At 60.7% G+C, this 16,238-nt stretch carries 13 protein-coding genes; 6 read left to right on the forward strand and 7 right to left on the reverse strand.

Annotated elements, in window-relative coordinates; all coding sequences use genetic code 11:
• Nucleotides 1-276 precede the first annotated feature (276 nt).
• Together GHK62_RS12850 and GHK62_RS12855 are read left to right on the forward strand one after the other, a co-directional pair.
• On the forward strand, nt 277-753 hold the full coding sequence (locus GHK62_RS12850; RefSeq protein WP_153439588.1) for an Hsp20 family protein: 477 nt from the start codon (nt 277-279) through the stop codon (nt 751-753).
• 194 nt (nt 754-947) lie between these two features.
• Nucleotides 948-1,460: an Hsp20/alpha crystallin family protein gene (locus tag GHK62_RS12855; protein WP_153439589.1), complete on the forward strand. Its 513-nt coding sequence runs from the start codon at nt 948-950 to the stop codon at nt 1,458-1,460.
• A gap of 52 nt (nt 1,461-1,512) precedes the next feature.
• Here GHK62_RS12855 and GHK62_RS12860 read toward each other — a convergent pair whose 3' ends face one another.
• From GHK62_RS12860 to gcl, 4 genes are all read right to left on the reverse strand, one after another.
• The gene (locus GHK62_RS12860) at nt 1,513-2,781 is read right to left on the reverse strand and encodes a glycerate kinase type-2 family protein (protein ID WP_184108682.1); all 1,269 of its coding nucleotides are present in this window, start codon (nt 2,779-2,781) and stop codon (nt 1,513-1,515) included.
• 102 nt (nt 2,782-2,883) lie between these two features.
• Nucleotides 2,884-3,768, reverse strand: a complete 885-nt coding sequence (locus GHK62_RS12865; protein ID WP_153439591.1) for a 2-hydroxy-3-oxopropionate reductase — start codon at nt 3,766-3,768, stop codon at nt 2,884-2,886.
• A 5-nt stretch (nt 3,769-3,773) separates the two neighbouring features.
• Complete coding sequence (gene hyi, locus GHK62_RS12870; RefSeq protein ID WP_153439592.1) at nt 3,774-4,583, reverse strand: hydroxypyruvate isomerase; 810 nt, start codon at nt 4,581-4,583, stop codon at nt 3,774-3,776.
• A 79-nt stretch (nt 4,584-4,662) separates the two neighbouring features.
• Complete coding sequence (gcl, locus tag GHK62_RS12875) at nt 4,663-6,447, reverse strand: glyoxylate carboligase (protein WP_153439593.1); 1,785 nt, start codon at nt 6,445-6,447, stop codon at nt 4,663-4,665.
• Between the two features lie 172 nt (nt 6,448-6,619).
• Between gcl and GHK62_RS12880 the strand changes: the two genes are divergently transcribed.
• A complete protein-coding gene (locus GHK62_RS12880; RefSeq protein ID WP_153439594.1) occupies nt 6,620-7,441 on the forward strand; it encodes an IclR family transcriptional regulator in 822 nt (273 codons plus the stop codon).
• A 50-nt stretch (nt 7,442-7,491) separates the two neighbouring features.
• Here GHK62_RS12880 and guaD read toward each other — a convergent pair whose 3' ends face one another.
• Both guaD and GHK62_RS12890 read right to left on the reverse strand, forming a co-directional pair.
• Complete coding sequence (gene guaD, locus GHK62_RS12885) at nt 7,492-8,841, reverse strand: guanine deaminase (protein ID WP_153439595.1); 1,350 nt, start codon at nt 8,839-8,841, stop codon at nt 7,492-7,494.
• A complete protein-coding gene (locus tag GHK62_RS12890; protein WP_153439596.1) occupies nt 8,838-10,076 on the reverse strand; it encodes a urate hydroxylase PuuD in 1,239 nt (412 codons plus the stop codon). The genes guaD and GHK62_RS12890 overlap by 4 nt, the downstream gene beginning before the upstream one ends.
• Nucleotides 10,077-10,317: 241 nt before the next feature.
• Here GHK62_RS12890 and GHK62_RS12895 point away from each other — a divergent pair, with 241 nt between their 5' ends.
• Together GHK62_RS12895 and GHK62_RS33890 are read left to right on the forward strand one after the other, a co-directional pair.
• Nucleotides 10,318-11,232, forward strand: coding sequence for a LysR family transcriptional regulator (locus GHK62_RS12895; protein ID WP_153439597.1), 915 nt, complete (start codon nt 10,318-10,320; stop codon nt 11,230-11,232).
• Nucleotides 11,233-11,617: 385 nt separating this feature from the next.
• Nucleotides 11,618-11,944 carry a hypothetical protein gene (locus tag GHK62_RS33890; RefSeq protein WP_184108684.1) on the forward strand — a complete coding sequence of 109 codons (327 nt, stop codon included), beginning with the start codon at nt 11,618-11,620 and terminating at the stop codon, nt 11,942-11,944.
• Nucleotides 11,945-12,479: 535 nt separating this feature from the next.
• On the opposite strand, the gene GHK62_RS12910 is transcribed toward GHK62_RS33890, so the two are convergent.
• Complete coding sequence (locus GHK62_RS12910) at nt 12,480-12,902, reverse strand: hypothetical protein (protein WP_184108686.1); 423 nt, start codon at nt 12,900-12,902, stop codon at nt 12,480-12,482.
• 605 nt (nt 12,903-13,507) lie between these two features.
• Between GHK62_RS12910 and GHK62_RS12915 the strand changes: the two genes are divergently transcribed.
• Nucleotides 13,508-16,138: a malto-oligosyltrehalose synthase gene (locus tag GHK62_RS12915; RefSeq protein WP_153439599.1), complete on the forward strand. Its 2,631-nt coding sequence runs from the start codon at nt 13,508-13,510 to the stop codon at nt 16,136-16,138.
• Nucleotides 16,139-16,238: the final 100 nt, after the last annotated feature.

A 16,238-nucleotide genomic window follows, 5' to 3' on the forward strand; every position in this document is an offset into this window, starting at 1 on the left:
TCCTCCTTTCGCGCGCCATCAATGGATCGCTGACACAGATATTGGGCCCGATTCCGGAAAATCAAGCCGAGCGCGCGTCGAAATTTTTCACGATATTACAAAGACTTGCATCCATAGCCTTTCCTCGCCTCCCAATCGCCGGCACAACCCCTTGAAACCGCTGCGGAAGTCACTAAATCGCAATTGCGAGCCGCCTTTTGGGGTTCGCAGTCGAGGGGCATCGTCCTCTTCGACGCTGCTCCTCATCGTCCATGTTGCTTCAAGGAGGATATGGCTATGAGAACAACACTCGACTTTTCGCCCCTGTCTCGGTCAAGCGTGGGATTTGACCACGTTTTCGACCTGCTCGACGCAGCGAGCCGCCTGGCACCAACCGACAATTGGCCGCCCTACGACATCCTTCGCGTCGGCGATAACCAGTATCGCATCACCATGTCAGTCGCCGGCTTCGCGCCGGACGAGATAACCGTCACACATGAACCGCAATTGCTTGTCGTTCGCGGCGAAAAAGCCGGCGAAGACAACGCTGAGTACATCTATCGCGGTATTGCCGGCCGCAATTTCGATCGCCGCTTCCAGCTGGCCGACTATGTGAAGGTCACAAGTGCCAACCTCGCCAATGGGTTGTTGGCAATCGATCTCGTCCGTGAGTTGCCCGAGCAGATGAAGCCACGCCGGATCGAGATTGAACAGGCTAAGGCCCTACCCCCGTTGGAGGGCCGCGAGCAGACCGGTGGCAAGCAGGCCGCCTAGAGCATCCCGCTTTCAAGTGGAATCACTGAAAGCGGATAAGATGCTCTAGAATCAAAGTGCTAGAGCGTCCTTTGTGCGTTCATTTGAACGCACGGCGCTCTAGGCGGCAGGGCAACCGCGTATGCCGAATACCGCCGAAGCTCGGTGATCACCGGCGCTTCGGCGGACGGCGATAAAAGAAAAAGGAGCTGACAATGAACGTACGTGATCTCATTCCATGGGGCCGCGCCCCGGAGCATGTGCCTACATCCTATCGGGATAGCGACCGCAATCCATTCCTGATGCTTCACCGGGAAATGAACCGCCTGTTCGACGACGTCTTCCGCAATTTCGATCAACGCATGCCGTTTGCGTTTTCGAACCAGCCGGGCTTCGGCTTCGGTTGGCCTAATGTCGAAGTCACCGATCGCGATAACGAGATCAAGGTCACGGCGGAACTGCCCGGGCTCGAAGAAAAGGATATCGAGCTGTCCCTCTCCGAGGGCGTGCTGACGCTACGCGGCGAAAAGCGGGCCGAGAGCGAGGACAAGGAGAAGCAGTTCTCCGAACGCTACTACGGCCGCTTCGAACGGCGTATTCCGCTCACATACGACATCGACGAAGGCCAGGTCAAAGCGACGTTCAAGAACGGCGTGCTGAGCATCACGCTTCCGAAAACGGAGCAGAGCCAGGACAAGTCCAAACGCATCGCGATCAGCACCGAATAAGCGCCGGCAGTGCCCGCCAGGCTCGGCGGCGGCGAGGCGTTTGAGCGCCAAATTACTGCACGAGGATCGCTCGGAAATCGTTGACATTGGTTCCGGTCGGTCCCGGCTTGAAGGTATCGCCGAGTGCATCGAAAGCCGTCCAGCTGTCGTTGCATTGAAGCAGCGCCGCCGGGTCAAGCCGCTGCCCCCGAAGCCGGGTAATCGTCGTACAGTCGGCAAAAGCGCCGGCATTGTCCTCCGAGCCGTCGATGCCGTCGGTATCGGCGGCAAGTGCCGAGACGCCGTGAATGCCGTCTATGCCGAGCGCCAGCGACAGGAGGAATTCGCCGTTGCGGCCGCCCCTGCCCTTTCCCTTGATCGTCACGGTTGTCTCGCCACCCGAGAGGACGACGACCGGCTTGGCGAACGGGCGGCTGCGCTGAGCAACTTCGCGCGCGATCGCGGCATGGACGCGCCCGACTTCGCGCGCTTCGCCTTCAATCGCGTCGGAGAGGATAATCGCCTCGATCCCGGCTTCGCGGGCACGCGCGGCCGCCGCCTCCAGCGAGACGGCCGCCGAGGCGATCAGGCGCACTTCGTTTCGGAGAAATCTCGGATCGGACGGCTTCGGCGCGTCGGCAGCATCTGTCGCAAGCCACTCGATGGCCTTTTCCGGCAACGACAGCCCGCAGCGCTCGACGATCTTCAAGGCCTCCCCGCGCGTGCTCTCGTCCGCAATCGTCGGACCGGAGGCGACCAGCGCCGGATCATCCCCCGGGATGTCGGAAACGACGAGCGAAACGACTTTCGCCGGATAGGCAGCCGCCGCCAGCCTGCCGCCTTTGATCGTCGACAGATGCTTGCGCACGCAGTTCATTGCGCTGATCGGGGCGCCGGAGGCGAGAAGAGCGCGGTTGACCGCGATTTCATCCTGCAGCGACAGGCCTGGCGGCGGCGACGGCAGGAGCGCGGAACCGCCGCCGCAGACCAACGCCACCACGAGATCGTCCTTCGTCAGACCGCGAACCTCGGCGAGAAGGCGTTTGGAGGCGTGGAGCCCCCTTTCGTCCGGCACGGGATGGGCCGCTTCCAGCACCTCGATGCGTTCGCAATGAACGCCGAAGCCGTAGCGCGTGACGACGGCGCCGCTCAGCGGACCGCGCCAAGCCTTCTCGAACGCCCGCGCCATTTGCGCAGCACCCTTCCCCGCCCCGACCACAACGGTCCGCCCCTTCGGTCTCTCCGGCAGGTTGGAGGCGATGACGAGGTCGGGATCTGCGGCGGCGACGGCCGAGATAAACAGCGTTTCGAGAAATGCGCGGGGGTCGGCGATGGGTGCCACGTATGTCTCCCTGAAAATGAAGGGCGGCGGCCTCCCCACCGCCGCCCCGGATGAACATTTCAAAGTTTCTTCGAAACCGTGAAACGCTCGAACCTATGGAAATTACGCAACCTGGTGGTTGGCCATGCGCTCGAGCGCCCGGACGAGGCCGGAATGGTCGAGCCCGCTGTCGCCATTGGCGGCGCAATTGTTGAAGAGCTCCTGCGTGGCCGCCGTGTTCGGCAGCGAAATTCCGAGGCTCTTTGCGCCCTGCAGCGCCAGATTGAGATCTTTCTGGTGCAGCGAGATGCGGAAGCCCGGATCGAAGGTGCGCTTGATCATCCGGTCGCCATGGACTTCGAGAATGCGCGACGAAGCGAAACCGCCCATCAGCGCTTCACGCACCCGCGCCGGATCGGCACCGGCCTTCGACGCGAAGACCAGCGCCTCGGAGACCGCCTCGATCGTCAGTGCAACGATGATCTGGTTGGCAACCTTGGTAACCTGGCCGTCGCCGCAATCGCCGACGAGGGTGATGTTCTTGCCCATCAGCTTGAAGAGCGGCAGAGCACGATCGAAGGATTCCTGCGAACCGCCGGCCATGATGCTGAGCGAGGCGTTCTTCGCCCCGACCTCACCGCCGGAAACCGGAGCATCGAGGTATTCGGCTCCCGTTTCGCGGACCCTTCTTGCGAATTCCTTCGTTTCGATCGGCGAGATCGAGCTCATGTCGATGACGAGCTTGCCCTTGCCAAGGCCGTAGAAGACACCGTTTTCACCGAAGAGAACGTCCTTCACTTCCGGCGTATCGGGCAGCATCAGGATAATCGTATCGACGGCCTCGGCGAGCGCCTTCGGCGTCTCGACGAATTCGAGGCCGTTATCGACGAGCTCCTGGCGCGGCGGGATGACGAATTTCGACGTGACGATCGTATATCCGGCATCCTGCAGGTGGCGCGCCATCGGCGTGCCCATGATACCCAGTCCAATGAAACCGATAGATGCCATCGTGCTTAGCTCCTGATTTTGATGATGTCTGCCGACTGCTTGCGCTCAGCGCCAAGCCAGCCCAGCCCCTCGGCCGTCGTCGTCAGCGGCTTGTATTCGCAACCGATCCAGCCGTCGTAGCCGGCCGCTTCCAGTGCATCGAAGACGAAGGGATAGTTGATCTCGCCGGTGCCGGGTTCGTTGCGGCCCGGATTGTCGGCAAGCTGAATGTGGGCGATGCGATCAGCGAAGCGCTTGTAGGTGCCGACCAATTCTCCCTGCGTGCGCTGCTGGTGATAAAGGTCGTACTGGATAAAGAGGTTGTCGCTTCCGACCTCGGCGATGATCGAGGCCGCCTGTTCGACGGTGTTGAGATAGAAACCCGGAATATCGAAGCGGTTGATCGGCTCGATCAGGAGGCGGATGCCGTGCTTGCCGAGTTCGGTCGCCGCGAGCTTCAGGTTCTCAACCAGCGTCGTGCGCAGGATTTTATCGGAAACGCCGTCCGGCGCGATGCCGGCGAGGCAATTGACCTGTCTGCAATCGAGCGCGATCGCATAGTCGATGGCGGACGCAACGCCCCTGCGAAAGTCGTCGATGCGGTCCGGAAGTATGGCGATGCCACGCTCGCCGCGCGCCCAGTCTCCGGCGGGCAGGTTGTGCAGGACCTGGGTCAAGCCGTTACGGTCGAGCGCGGCACGCAACGCCATCTTCTCGAATTCGTAGGGGAAGAGATACTCCACCCCCTCGAAGCCCGCCTTGGCGGCCAACGAAAAGCGATCGAGGAACGGTGCCTCGTTGAACAGCATGGTCAGGTTCGCAGCAAATCTCGGCATGCGATTGTTCCTCCTGGAAGTTGGAGCGGAACGCGGGCGGAAAACCGCGCGCACTTTTCCTCGTCCCGCTCTGATGATTTCAGTCAAGAAGGGCGGCAATGGCTGTCGGCACGTCCTCACCGCGCGCGGCGAGTTCCTCGAACTCGACGACGGCGTTGATGTCGGCGCCCATGGCGATGTTCGTCACGCGCTCGAGGATAAACTCGATGACGACCGGCACCCGGTGTTCATCCATCAGCGCCCGCGCCTTGTCGAAGGCTTCGGCGAATTCATTGGGGCTGCGGACGCGGATCGCCTTGCAGCCGAGGCCTTCGGCGACCGCGACGTGGTCGACGCCGTACCCCTTCTCGGCATCGCCGTCGGCATTGATGTTGTCGAAGGCGAGGCTCACCTCGAAATCCATATTGAAGCCGCGCTGCGCCTGCCGGATGAGGCCGAGATAGGAATTGTTCACGACCACATGCAGGTAGGGCAGCTTATGCTGCGCGCCGACGGCCAGTTCCTCGATCAGGAACTGGAAGTCATAGTCGCCGGAAAGCGCGACGATCGGCCTGTCCGGATCCGCCGCCCTGACGCCGAGCGCCGCCGGCAGCGTCCAGCCGAGCGGACCCGCCTGGCCGCAATTGATCCAGTTGCGGGGCTTGTAGACGTGCAGGAACTGCGCGCCGGCGATCTGGCTCAAGCCGATGGTCGAGACGTAGCAGGTATCGCGGCCGAAGGCCCGGTTCATTTCCTCGTAGACCCGCTGGGGTTTCAGCGGAGTCTGGTCGAAGTGGGTCTTGCGCAGCATGGTGCGCTTGCGCTCGCGGCACTCTTCCGCCCAGCCCGACCAGTCGCGCAACTTGCCGGCGGCCCTCCATTCGGTGGCAACATCGAGGAAGAGCTTGAGCGCGGCACCCGCATCCGAGACGATGCCGAAATCCGGGGCGAAGACACGGCCGATCTGCGTCGGCTCGATATCGACGTGAACGAACTTGCGTCCTTCGGTATAGGTCGGAACGTTGCCCGTGTGGCGGTTGGCCCAGCGATTGCCGACGCCGAGCACGAAGTCGGAGGCGAGCAGCGTCGCGTTGCCGTAGCGGTGCGATGTCTGCAGCCCGCACATACCGGCCATCAGCGGGTGATCGTCCGGGATCGTGCCCCAGCCCATCAATGTCGGAATGACCGGAATGCCGGTGATCTCGGCAAATTCGACCAGAAGGTCCGAGGCGTCGGCATTGATGATGCCGCCGCCCGCGACGATCAGCGGCCGCTCGGCTTCATTCAGCATCGCGATCGCCTTTTCGGCCTGCGCGCGGGTCGCCGACGGTTTGTAGGGCTCCAGCGGCGAATAGGTTTCCGGATCGAACTCGATCTCGGCAAGCTGAACGTCGACCGGAAGGTCGATGAGGACCGGACCGGGACGGCCGGAGCGCATCAGGTGGAACGCCTTCTGGAAGACGAATGGGACCAGGGCCGGTTCCATGACCGTGACCGCCCATTTCGTGACGGGGCCGGCGATCGCAGCGATGTCGACGGCCTGGAAATCCTCCTTGTCAAGGCGGGCGCGCGGCGCCTGGCCGGTGATGCAGAGGATCGGGATCGAGTCGGCGGAGGCCGAATAGAGGCCGGTGATCATGTCGGTGCCGGCCGGTCCCGAGGTGCCGATGCAGACACCGATATTGCCGTATCTCGCCCGCGTATAGCCCTCCGCCATATGCGAGGCGCCCTCGACATGACGGGCAAGAATGTGGCGGATCGATCCGCGGGCCTTCAAGGCTGAATAGAACGGGTTGATCGCAGCGCCCGGAACACCGAAGGCGCAATCGATCCCCTCCTTCTCCAGAACATAAACTGCCGCATCGACAGCGCGCATCTTGGCCATGGAAATTCCTCCTGTTTGAAATAGGACGATAATCCATTTTCCGATTTCATCAATTCGAAAATGGAAATCATTTCCATTATGCGGAAATAAAGATTTTCAACAAAAAGGAGAAAATCGAGTGCAATCGCGGTAGAGGAAGATGGAACGAAGCAACTGATTTGGAGAATGGTTCATGGAGTGGACGGGCAAGGGAAAGCGCGGCCGCAAGGCCGCCGAGAATGCCGCACCGTCGTCCGTGCAAGTGCTGGATCGCAGCCTGGCGCTCCTGGCGATCGTTGCCGAAAGCGACGACTCGACGCTGACCTCGCTTTCGGAGCGCACCGGCATGGCGCCCTCGACGGTTCACCGGCTGCTCACCTCGCTTGCCTCCCACGGCATGGTCATGAGCGACAGCGACACGGGGGTGTGGACCGTCGGCCTCAAGGCCTTCGAAATCGGCAATGCCTTTCTGCGCTTCCGCAAGCTCGGGACGATCAGCCGCCCGTTCCTGAAGCAGCTGATGGAGGAAAGCGGCGAGACCGCCAATATCGGTATCGAGGAAGGCGGCGATGTGGTCTTCATCTCACAGGTCGAAAGCCATGCGCCGATGCGGGCCTTCTTCCGGCCGGGGCGGCGTGGTCCGGTTCACGCCTCGGGCATCGGCAAGGCAATCCTGTCGACATGGTCCGACAAGGAGATCGGCCAAGTGATGTCAGGCCGAACCCTCACCCACTTTACGGAAAAGACACGCGATACGCTGCCCGGCCTGTTGCGGGACATTCAGGAAATACGGCTGCGCGGCTGGTCAATCGACGATGAGGAACATACGCTTGGCATGCGCTGCGTCGCGGCACCGATCTTCAACGAATATGGCGAGACGATCGCTGGCATTTCGATCTCCGGCCCCTCGGTCCGGGTAACCGACGAAAAGCTCACGATCCTCGGGCCGATGGTCAGAGAAACCGCCGACGCCTTGACCCGCGCGATGGGTGGAAGGCGGCCGGAGGAATTGTAGCCGGCCGGAACATAAGTCCCGGCCGGCGCGGTTGTTTTGAATGATCGAGATCAGGCCGTTTCAAACATCCTCGCCGAAGGGGCGGGCGCAGACGCCCCGCGAGGACCGCACTTCATCGGCTTGCCGGCGACATAAACTTCGGCCACCGAGCGATCGTCGCCCATCGTCTGCAGGATGAAAAGCTCCTCGGTCAGCGAAGACGCCACCTGCATCCGGAGCTCCATCGCGGGTTTCGCGCGGCTGTCGAGAACGACGATGTCCGCGTCGGCGCCGACGTGGAGCGAGCCAATGCAATGCTCGAGATCGAGCGCGCGGGCGTTACCCAGCGTCATCATGTAGAAAGAGTTGAGCGGCGAAAGCCGCTGGCCCTGGAGATGCAGCACCTTGTAGGCCTCGTCCATGGTCTCCAGCATCGAGAAGCTCGTTCCAGCGCCGACATCGGTCGCAACCGAATAGCGGGCGCCGAGCCTGTCGAAGCGATCGCGGTCGAACAAGCCGCTGCCGAGGAAGAGATTGGACGTCGGGCAGAACACGCCGACCGCTCCGGTCTCGGCCAGCACGGATATCTCGCGGTCGCTCAGATGGATGCAATGGCCGAGCAGCGTCTTGCGACCGAGAAGATCATAGCGCGCGTAGATATCCGTGTAGTCCTTCGCCTGCGGATAAAGCGAGGTTGCGAAGGCGATCTCGTCCTTGTTTTCCGAAAGATGCGTCTGGACGTAACAGTCCGGATGTTCCGCCACGAGCGCCCGGCTCATCTCCATCTGCCCGGGCGTCGAGGTAATAGCGAAACGCGGGCTGATCGCATAATGCGCCCGACCACGGCCATGCCATTTGGCGATCAGGCGCTTGGTCTCCTCATAGCCCTTCTCAGGCATGTCGGTGAGTGCCTCCGGTGCGTTGCGGTCCATCATCACCTTGCCGCCGACCATCCGCATGTTGCGCGCCTCTGCCGCGTTGAAGAAGGCATCGACGCTTTCCGGATGCACGGAGCAGTAGGCGACCGCCGTCGTGGTGCCGTTGGCGAGCAATTCGTCCATGAAGCGGCCGGCGATGAAGGCCGCATGCTCAGGCGCTTTGAACTTCTGCTCTTCGACGAAGATATAGGTGTTCAGCCACTCCAGAAGCTGCGCTCCGTAGGAGGCGATCGCCTGCGTCTGCGGGAAGTGCAGATGCGTGTCGATAAGACCGGGCAGGACGAGATGGGGACGATGATCGGCGACCTTCACGCCGTCGCCCGCCTGTTTCGCGACCTCAGCATGGGCACCGACACCGGCGACCTTGCCATTCCGGACAAGCACGGCGCCATCCTCGAAAAAGCGGTAGGAAGCGGTGTCATCGATGCCCTCGGGCTCCTTGACGAAGGTCAGCACCCGGCCACGGATCAGCAACTCGCTCATTGAAGCTTTCCTTCCTTCACCGCCGTTTCATACCAGGAGACCAGCAGGCGGCGTTCTTCTTCGGTTATACCGGTAACATTGGCGGGCGGCATGGCATGCGAGCGCCCGGCCTGCAGATAGATTTCGCGGGCATGCGCGACGATTTCGCCGTCGTTTTCCAGGACGACGCCCTTCGGCGGCACGATGAGCCCCTCCCAGCCGGGCTCCTTGGCATGGCACATGGAGCAGCGGCCGAGCACGGTGTCGCGCACCTTTTCGAAGTCCGCCGACGCGACAACGGACTGTTCGGCCGTTGAAGCTTGGGCTTCGCCGCCTTGGGAAAGAATCTTGGGCACGGTCGAGAGCCACATGATCACGATGAAGAGCACAGCGGTGACGAGCCAGGTCCAGGTCGGGCTGCCCTTGCGGGCGTGCCGGGTGTTGAACCAGTGGCGGATCGTGACCCCCATCAGGAAGACGAGCGAAGCGATCATCCAGTTGTACTGGGTGCCGAAGGCCAGCGGATAGTGGTTCGACAGCATCAGGAACAGAACGGGCAGCGTCAGGTAGTTGTTGTGGGTCGAGCGCTGCTTTGCCTGCTTGCCGAGCGCCGGATCGGGCGTCCGGCCCGCGATCAGATCGGCAACGACCTTCTTCTGGTTCGGAATGATGATGAAGAACACGTTCGCCGACATGATCGTCGCCGTGAAGGCGCCGAGATGCAGATAGGCGGCCCGGCCGGTGAAGAGCTGGGTGTAGCCCCAGGCAACACCCACAAGCACGAAATAGAGCAGCACCATCAGCCGGGTGTTGTCGTTGCCGAGCGGCGAGCGACAGACGGTGTCATAGGCGAGCCAGCCGAAAACAAGCGAGGCGAGCGAAATGGCGATCGCCGTCGGCTTCGACACGTCGAGTACGTTCGGATCGATCAGATAGAGGTCGGCACCGGCATAGTAGACAAGGGCAAGCATTCCGAAGCCGGAAAGCCAGGTGACGTAGGACTCCCATTTGAACCAGATCAGGTGCTCGGGCATGTTTTCCGGCGCCACCAGATATTTCTGGATGTGATAGAAGCCGCCACCGTGGACCTGCCATTCCTCGCCATAGGCGCCGACCGGCAGGCCCTGCCGCTGTCTCAAGCCAAGGTCGAGCGCGACGAAGTAGAAGGACGAACCGATCCAGGCGATGCCGGTGATGACATGCAGCCATCTCACGGCAAATGTCAGCCAGTCCCAGGCAATGGCAAATTCATACATGCAGCTCTCCCATTTTTCTGGGCGGCATTATGTGTCATTGCTTGGGCAGGGGAGAACGCCGCGCGACCACCAACTCTTTCAAAAAAAACTATAAAATCGAAGGAGCGCGGATACGCTACTGCATGGCCCGTTAAATCGGAGTCGATTTGGGAATAAAATTGTGCAGAAATTCAAAGCGTTAAAACGACCTTTCGCACGCTGAAGCGCGCCGGTCGGCATCGGAGGAGCATAGGCGGGAGGCATGTCTTATCTCGATAATGTACGCGTTTTCGTGCGTGTCGTGGAACTCGGAACGCTGTCGGCCGCAGGGCGCGACCAGCGGGTGACGCCTGCGGTTGCCAGCAACCGGATAAAGGAGCTGGAGCGGCATATGGGCGTTCGCCTCTTCAACCGCACGACCCGCAAGCTGACGCCGACGGAGCACGGGCGCGTCTTCTATGACGGCGCCGTCAAAATTCTCGAGGCCGTGAACGAGGCCGAAAGCGCCATCGCCGATCTCTCGCGCAATCCGAAAGGGGCGCTTCGCATCACCGCGCCGCTTGGCATCGGCCGCCGGCTGATTGCCTCCGGCATTCCGGAGTTCCACGACAAATATCCGGATATCGAGGTGCGCCTGCGCCTCTCCGACCACAATATCGATATCTTGAGCGAAGGTGTCGACGTTGCGTTCAAGCTCGGCATTCTTGAGGATTCGAACCTGCGCATGCGCGGCATCATGAACTGCGATCGGGTGGTCTGCGGCGCGCCTGCCTATTTCGAGCGGCGCGGCACACCGGCTACTCCCGATGAGCTCATCACCGAACATCACGACTGTCTGCTGCTGCGCTATCCCGGCTCCAAGGAATACTACTGGACGCTGCAGACGCCCGACGGCGTGCGCAAGTTCGAGGTGAGCGGCCCCTATGATTCCGACGACGGCGACGTGCTGACGCAATGGGCGCTCGACGGCCGTGGGATCATCAACAAGCCGCTGTTCGAGGTGAAGCAGTACATCAATGAAGGCGTCCTGGTCCCGATCCTGCAGGATACACCGCCGCTCAGTGCGCAGCTGGCGGCGATCTATCCGCACAAACGTTTCCAGGATCCAAAGGTACGGCTGATCATCGACTTCATGGCCGAGCGCTGCCAGCGGCTGATCGGCAAATTGCTAGCATGACATTTGGCGGGCGATTTTCCGTCGACACTGGAAGGCCGCATAATGCTCGGCGAATGCCGGCGCATTTCGCTGCTTGCGTCCTATCGCACGCGCGGTCGCCCCGGACTTGCTGACGGCAAATCTGAACTAAAGCGCATCGCGTTCAATCGGACTCATGCGACGCGCTTTAGGTCATTGCTTTTATGCATGTCGTTGTCCCAAAACCGACGCACACTTTTGGGCGACACGCATTACAGCGCCGCGCGTCCAATCGGACGCGCAAAGATCGCTGTAGCACTTTGATTTGCTGCATGATTTTATCCTTAAATCGATTCCGATTTAAGGAATCGTGCAGCAGCTGGAAAGAAGAGGGAGGGCGCGCTCTTGTGAGCGACCGCCCTCCCAAATGTTCTGCCCGTTAACGATCAATGACGGTTGTTGGATTTACCCGGGCACGCTGTCAGTCGTCGTCATCATCGTCATCATCGTCATCGTCATCGTCGTCGTCATCATCGTCGTCATCGTCGTCATCGTCGTCGTCGTCGTCATCATCGTCGTCGTCATCATCATCATCATCATCATCATCATGATGATGATCGGCATCGCCGCGCTTACCATCACGAACGCGCTCGCGATGCGAATCACGGCGACCTTTGTCGCGTTTCTCGTCGGCCTTGGCGATATCTATCGCGGAAGGGGTAGCGAACGGTGCCACCAGCGCCAATGCCGTTGAAAGGATAAGAATGCGTCTTAGCTTGTTCATTGCGCCCTCCCTCGTGGTTTCTCCACGGTTGCAGGAACAGCGGACTACCGTCCGCCGCGATACGCTTAAACTAAAGCAAAAAATTACCCGAAAATTGCTTGTATAAGCACAAGTCACTCGAGCTAGAGCTTGAATTGTACGCAATTCGCTCAGGGGCCTTTTTTATCCTTATGACACGCCCCTACTCGGCGTGCGAGCATGCAAGCACGTCCAATTTACATCGCCAGACACTGCGCACTTGCAATAAGCTATACATTCGCAACTGCTAATTTATCACCAGGAGGGTCAAGTAGAAACAACCCAAAGGGGTTATGTACTGCATTCTGGTCGCTCAGAACGTACCAATTTTTGCTTAATCCAAACGCACGACACAGCTGACACCCCGAGCAGGCGTCAGGTCTTCCACGTCGACTCCGGCGGGGTCGCTTCGCGCTCTTCCCGCTTCGGTGCTTCGAACAAAGGAGGGCGGTCCTCCTGCAAGCGACCGCCCTCACATTTCCGCGTTTTATCGATTAACGTCGGTCTTGCCGGATTTGCCGGGTACCCCGTCACCGCCGCCGTTGCCGAAGCCGTTGTTGCCCTTCGGGCCATGGCCGTGGCCATTGCCGCCGCCGTCACCGTCTCCGTCGCCGTCCCCATCGCCGTCGCCGTCTCCATCACCGTCTCCGCCGCCGTCGCCGTCCCCATCGCCGCCGCCGTCACCGTCGCCGTCGCCATCGCCGCCGCCGCTGCCGTCCCCATCGCCGCCGCCGCTGCCGTCACCGTCACCGCCACCCCCATCGCCGTCGCCGCTGCCCCCACCATCGCTGCTACCGCCGTCGTAGCCGCCGCCATCCGCGTATGCGACCGCAGTTGCAAATGGGGCCGCGAACGTCGTCACCAGCGCGAGAGCCGTCGATAGGGTAAGAATGCGTCTCAGCCTGTTCATTGCACGCTCCTTGTTTTCACGATGTTTCCGATCGTCGGGTCGGCGGGCTTCCATTCATCGCAGGTGCTGCAGAACATTAAGCGGGGCCCCTTCCGAATTACGCGCAAAGAGAACCGCTCGAAGTAAAATTGCTTAGTCTAAAAAGCTTCCGTTTATGTCGTTAATGCGTGTCCGCATATATAACAGCGAACTGACAAAGCTATTTCTCTAAGTCTTCAACCACACGACGCACGGAAAAGTCCGCACTTGACAATGTAACATCAAGCTAGACAACGAAAAGCAGCCCGAATGGGTTATTTCTGCTTAGCCAAGCCGCCCCAAAGGTAATAATTTCGGTTTAGGCAGCCGAGTTTTCAGGAGAGTCTCAGCATATCGTCCGCTTTTGAAGCAACTCCGGGAAGGTGCCTAACGGTTTCCCTCCAGAACTGGGTGAGCTCAAAGAGCCGATTGCTTTCCGGTCAGGACAACCGGTTGCGCCAGCCCGGCGGCCAGATCCTTCCAAGCATGCTTCATAGCCCGCGAGTGGGACAGCCGATTTCAGGTTCCTGTCGCCGGAACAAAAAGGCGATAAATCGTGTTGAGCCGGCACAGGATTCAAACCCGCGATGCAACCGCCCAACGCAACTTACCGCCTGCAATTTCGAAACGGGATGGACTTCGCAAAAGCTGTGGAGTTGGTCCCTCATCTCGTCCGCCTCGGCATATCCCATCTTTACGCCTCGCCGATATTTACCGCCGTTCCTGGCTCGACGCACGGCTACGATATCGTCGACTTCAACGAGATCGATCCAGCTTTGGGCGGTCGAAAGGGATTGTTGCAGCTGGTCGGCGAACTGAAAGCCAACGGGCTGGGGATTATTCTCGACATTGTGCCGAACCACATGGCCGCAAGCCTCGACAACGATTGGTGGCACAGCGTCATTGAATCGGGCCGCTCCAGCGCCTTTGCCGGTCATTTCGACGTCGACCGGCAGTCGCCTCTCACCCTGCCCTTCCTCGGACGGTCTTTCGAAGAAGAGCTCGCCGCCGGCAACGTCCGGCTCGCCTTCGACCGCAAGCGCAATTGCCTGGCGCTCAAATATTACGACGCGCTGTACCCGCTCAATCCGGCCACCTATCCCGCAATTCTCAAGGAAGCAAACCCCGCTCTCGAGAGGATCGCGGCCATTGCCGGAGCGGCCGGGCCGAGTGGAGCCACACATCTTCATTCCGACGTTTCCTCGATCGTGAAGACGCCCGCGGTCGCCGCCGAGCTGGACGAATTTCTCGAACGGCTCTCCGCCGACAAGGATCATCTGCAGCGGCTGCACCAGATGCAGAGCTGGCGGCTTACAAGCTGGAAGACGGCGCGAGACCAACTGAGCTATCGCCGGTTCTTCGAGATCGCCGGTCTCGTCGGCATGCGTGTCGAGGACCCGACCGTTTTCACGGACACCCATAGACTGACTCTCGATTTGATCAAGCAGGGCCTGATTGACGGATTACGGGTCGATCACGTCGACGGCCTTGCCGATCCCGAAGCCTATCTTCACCGGTTGCGGCAACTCGTCGGCAACAGCACCTACATCGTCGTCGAGAAAATATTGGAGGCGAACGAAGCACTGCCGCAGGAGTGGCCGGTTGAGGGCAGCACGGGCTACGAGTTCATCTCCGCACTGGCGGAGCTCCTGACCAACGAGCAGCCTTCTTCCGGGCTTTCGAGTGAGGGACGCAGATCGGCGGTGAGGAAAGCAGTCCTGGAATGCAAGCTGCAGGTGTTAAATCATAACTTCAATGCCGAGGTCATGCGGCTGACCAGACTTGCCGTCCACATGGGGAACAACGACGGTTCATCGCCGGATACCGGCCGCAGTGCCGAAGCCATTCGTCAGCTCGTGGCAGAACTGCCGGTCTATCGGACCTATGTCAGCAGCCGCGGCACAACCGAGCGCGATTGCCGGATCCTGGACGAAATGGAGTTGAAGGCAGTGGCCGCTGCCCCCACCGCCGATGCCGAAATAGCCCTGGTCATTGCCGCGCTGAAGTCGAAGAGCGGCTTTGCGCACCCGGAATTGCAATCCGAGTTCCGGACGCGCTTTCAGCAGTTGAGCGGCGCCGTCATGGCCAAGGCGGTCGAGGACACCTTCTTCTACAGGATGACCGATTATCTCGCCGCAAATGAAGTGGGAGCCGATCCCTTCTGGAGGCCAGGCGGCGTCGACCGCTTTCATGAGATGATGCAGGATCGTGCACGCAATATGCAAAACAGCCTTTCGGCAACGTCGACGCATGACACCAAGCGCGGCGAGGACGCACGCGCCCGCCTTTACGCGATCAGCGAGGCGCCGGATGTCTGGGCAGCTTCGGTCGCGCACTGGCGCGAGATGAATGCCGAGCGGATCCGCCACCTCCCGGGCAGCGACGCGCCGGAAGCCTCCGTGGAGCAGTTTCTGTACCAGAGCCTGCTCGGCATATGGCCCATCAAGCCCTCTCCCGATGACGACGATCTTTCCTCTCTGCGGGAGCGTCTTTGCGACTTTGCCATCAAGGCGCTTCGGGAAGCAAAGCTGAGGACGACCTGGGAGTCTCCGGACGAGGGCTACGAAACGGCGGTGACGGGGTTCCTCTCCGACCTCCTCGACTTGCGGAACCGAGCATTTCTCGAACGTTTCGAGGCAACGGCACGGCCCTTCATTCAGGCCGGTTTGATCAACAGCCTCTCACAAACGTTGGTCAAACTGACCGCACCGGGAGTCCCGGATATTTATCAGGGCAGCGAATGTCTCGACTTCAGCCTCGTCGACCCCGATAACCGCCGGCCTTTTTCGCCACGTCCCACGCTCCCCGAACTGCCGCGCGTGCCGACCGCGAATAATTTCGAAGACTGTAAGCAGTCACTGATCGGGATATGCCTGAACTATCGTCGAAACAGGGGCTCGAACCTTTTTGCGAAGGGTGGCTACCTCCCCTTGCAACTGCGAGGTTCCGCCTCTCGCCACGCCGCCGCCTTCATGCGCCACACCGACGACGACTTCTCGATCACGCTCGTCCCGCGGCTCATCTTCCGCCATACGGACGGGGATCGGCTCTCCGTTCTCCCCGGACTTTGGAAGGACACCTTTCTTGTATGGCCGGATGGCCGCGATCTCGTGCAGATGCGCAATCTCGCCACGGGCGACGTCGTCGAGCCTCAGCGTCGACTTCCCGTGGCGGACCTGCTGCGCGGCTTCGCAGTTGCCTTCCTCGTTCCGGTGTAATCGGAGCCGACTGGCTCATGAAGAAACTGCCGGTTCTGCCCTCCGAGCGCGCCTTACAGCGCCGTGCGTCCTTTAGGACGCACAAAGGACGCTGTAACTC

Origin of the sequence: Sinorhizobium terangae, from assembly GCF_009601505.1 — a bacterium.
Taxonomy (GTDB): domain Bacteria; phylum Pseudomonadota; class Alphaproteobacteria; order Rhizobiales; family Rhizobiaceae; genus Sinorhizobium; species Sinorhizobium terangae.

Bases quoted from the DNA above. Each gene is read 5' to 3' on its own strand.
- GHK62_RS12850 (WP_153439588.1), top strand. From the start codon at position 277: ATGAGAACAACACTCGACTTTTCGCCCCTGTCTCGGTCAAGCGTGGGA.
- GHK62_RS12855 (WP_153439589.1), top strand. From the start codon at position 948: ATGAACGTACGTGATCTCATTCCATGGGGCCGCGCCCCGGAGCATGTG.
- GHK62_RS12865 (WP_153439591.1), bottom strand. From the start codon at position 3,768: ATGGCATCTATCGGTTTCATTGGACTGGGTATCATGGGCACGCCGATG.
- hyi (WP_153439592.1), bottom strand. From the start codon at position 4,583: ATGCCGAGATTTGCTGCGAACCTGACCATGCTGTTCAACGAGGCACCG.
- gcl (WP_153439593.1), bottom strand. From the start codon at position 6,447: ATGGCCAAGATGCGCGCTGTCGATGCGGCAGTTTATGTTCTGGAGAAG.
- GHK62_RS12880 (WP_153439594.1), top strand. From the start codon at position 6,620: ATGGAGTGGACGGGCAAGGGAAAGCGCGGCCGCAAGGCCGCCGAGAAT.
- guaD (WP_153439595.1), bottom strand. From the start codon at position 8,841: ATGAGCGAGTTGCTGATCCGTGGCCGGGTGCTGACCTTCGTCAAGGAG.
- GHK62_RS12890 (WP_153439596.1), bottom strand. From the start codon at position 10,076: ATGTATGAATTTGCCATTGCCTGGGACTGGCTGACATTTGCCGTGAGA.
- GHK62_RS12895 (WP_153439597.1), top strand. From the start codon at position 10,318: ATGTCTTATCTCGATAATGTACGCGTTTTCGTGCGTGTCGTGGAACTC.
- GHK62_RS33890 (WP_184108684.1), top strand. From the start codon at position 11,618: ATGTTCTGCCCGTTAACGATCAATGACGGTTGTTGGATTTACCCGGGC.
- GHK62_RS12910 (WP_184108686.1), bottom strand. From the start codon at position 12,902: ATGAACAGGCTGAGACGCATTCTTACCCTATCGACGGCTCTCGCGCTG.
- GHK62_RS12915 (WP_153439599.1), top strand. From the start codon at position 13,508: ATGCAACCGCCCAACGCAACTTACCGCCTGCAATTTCGAAACGGGATG.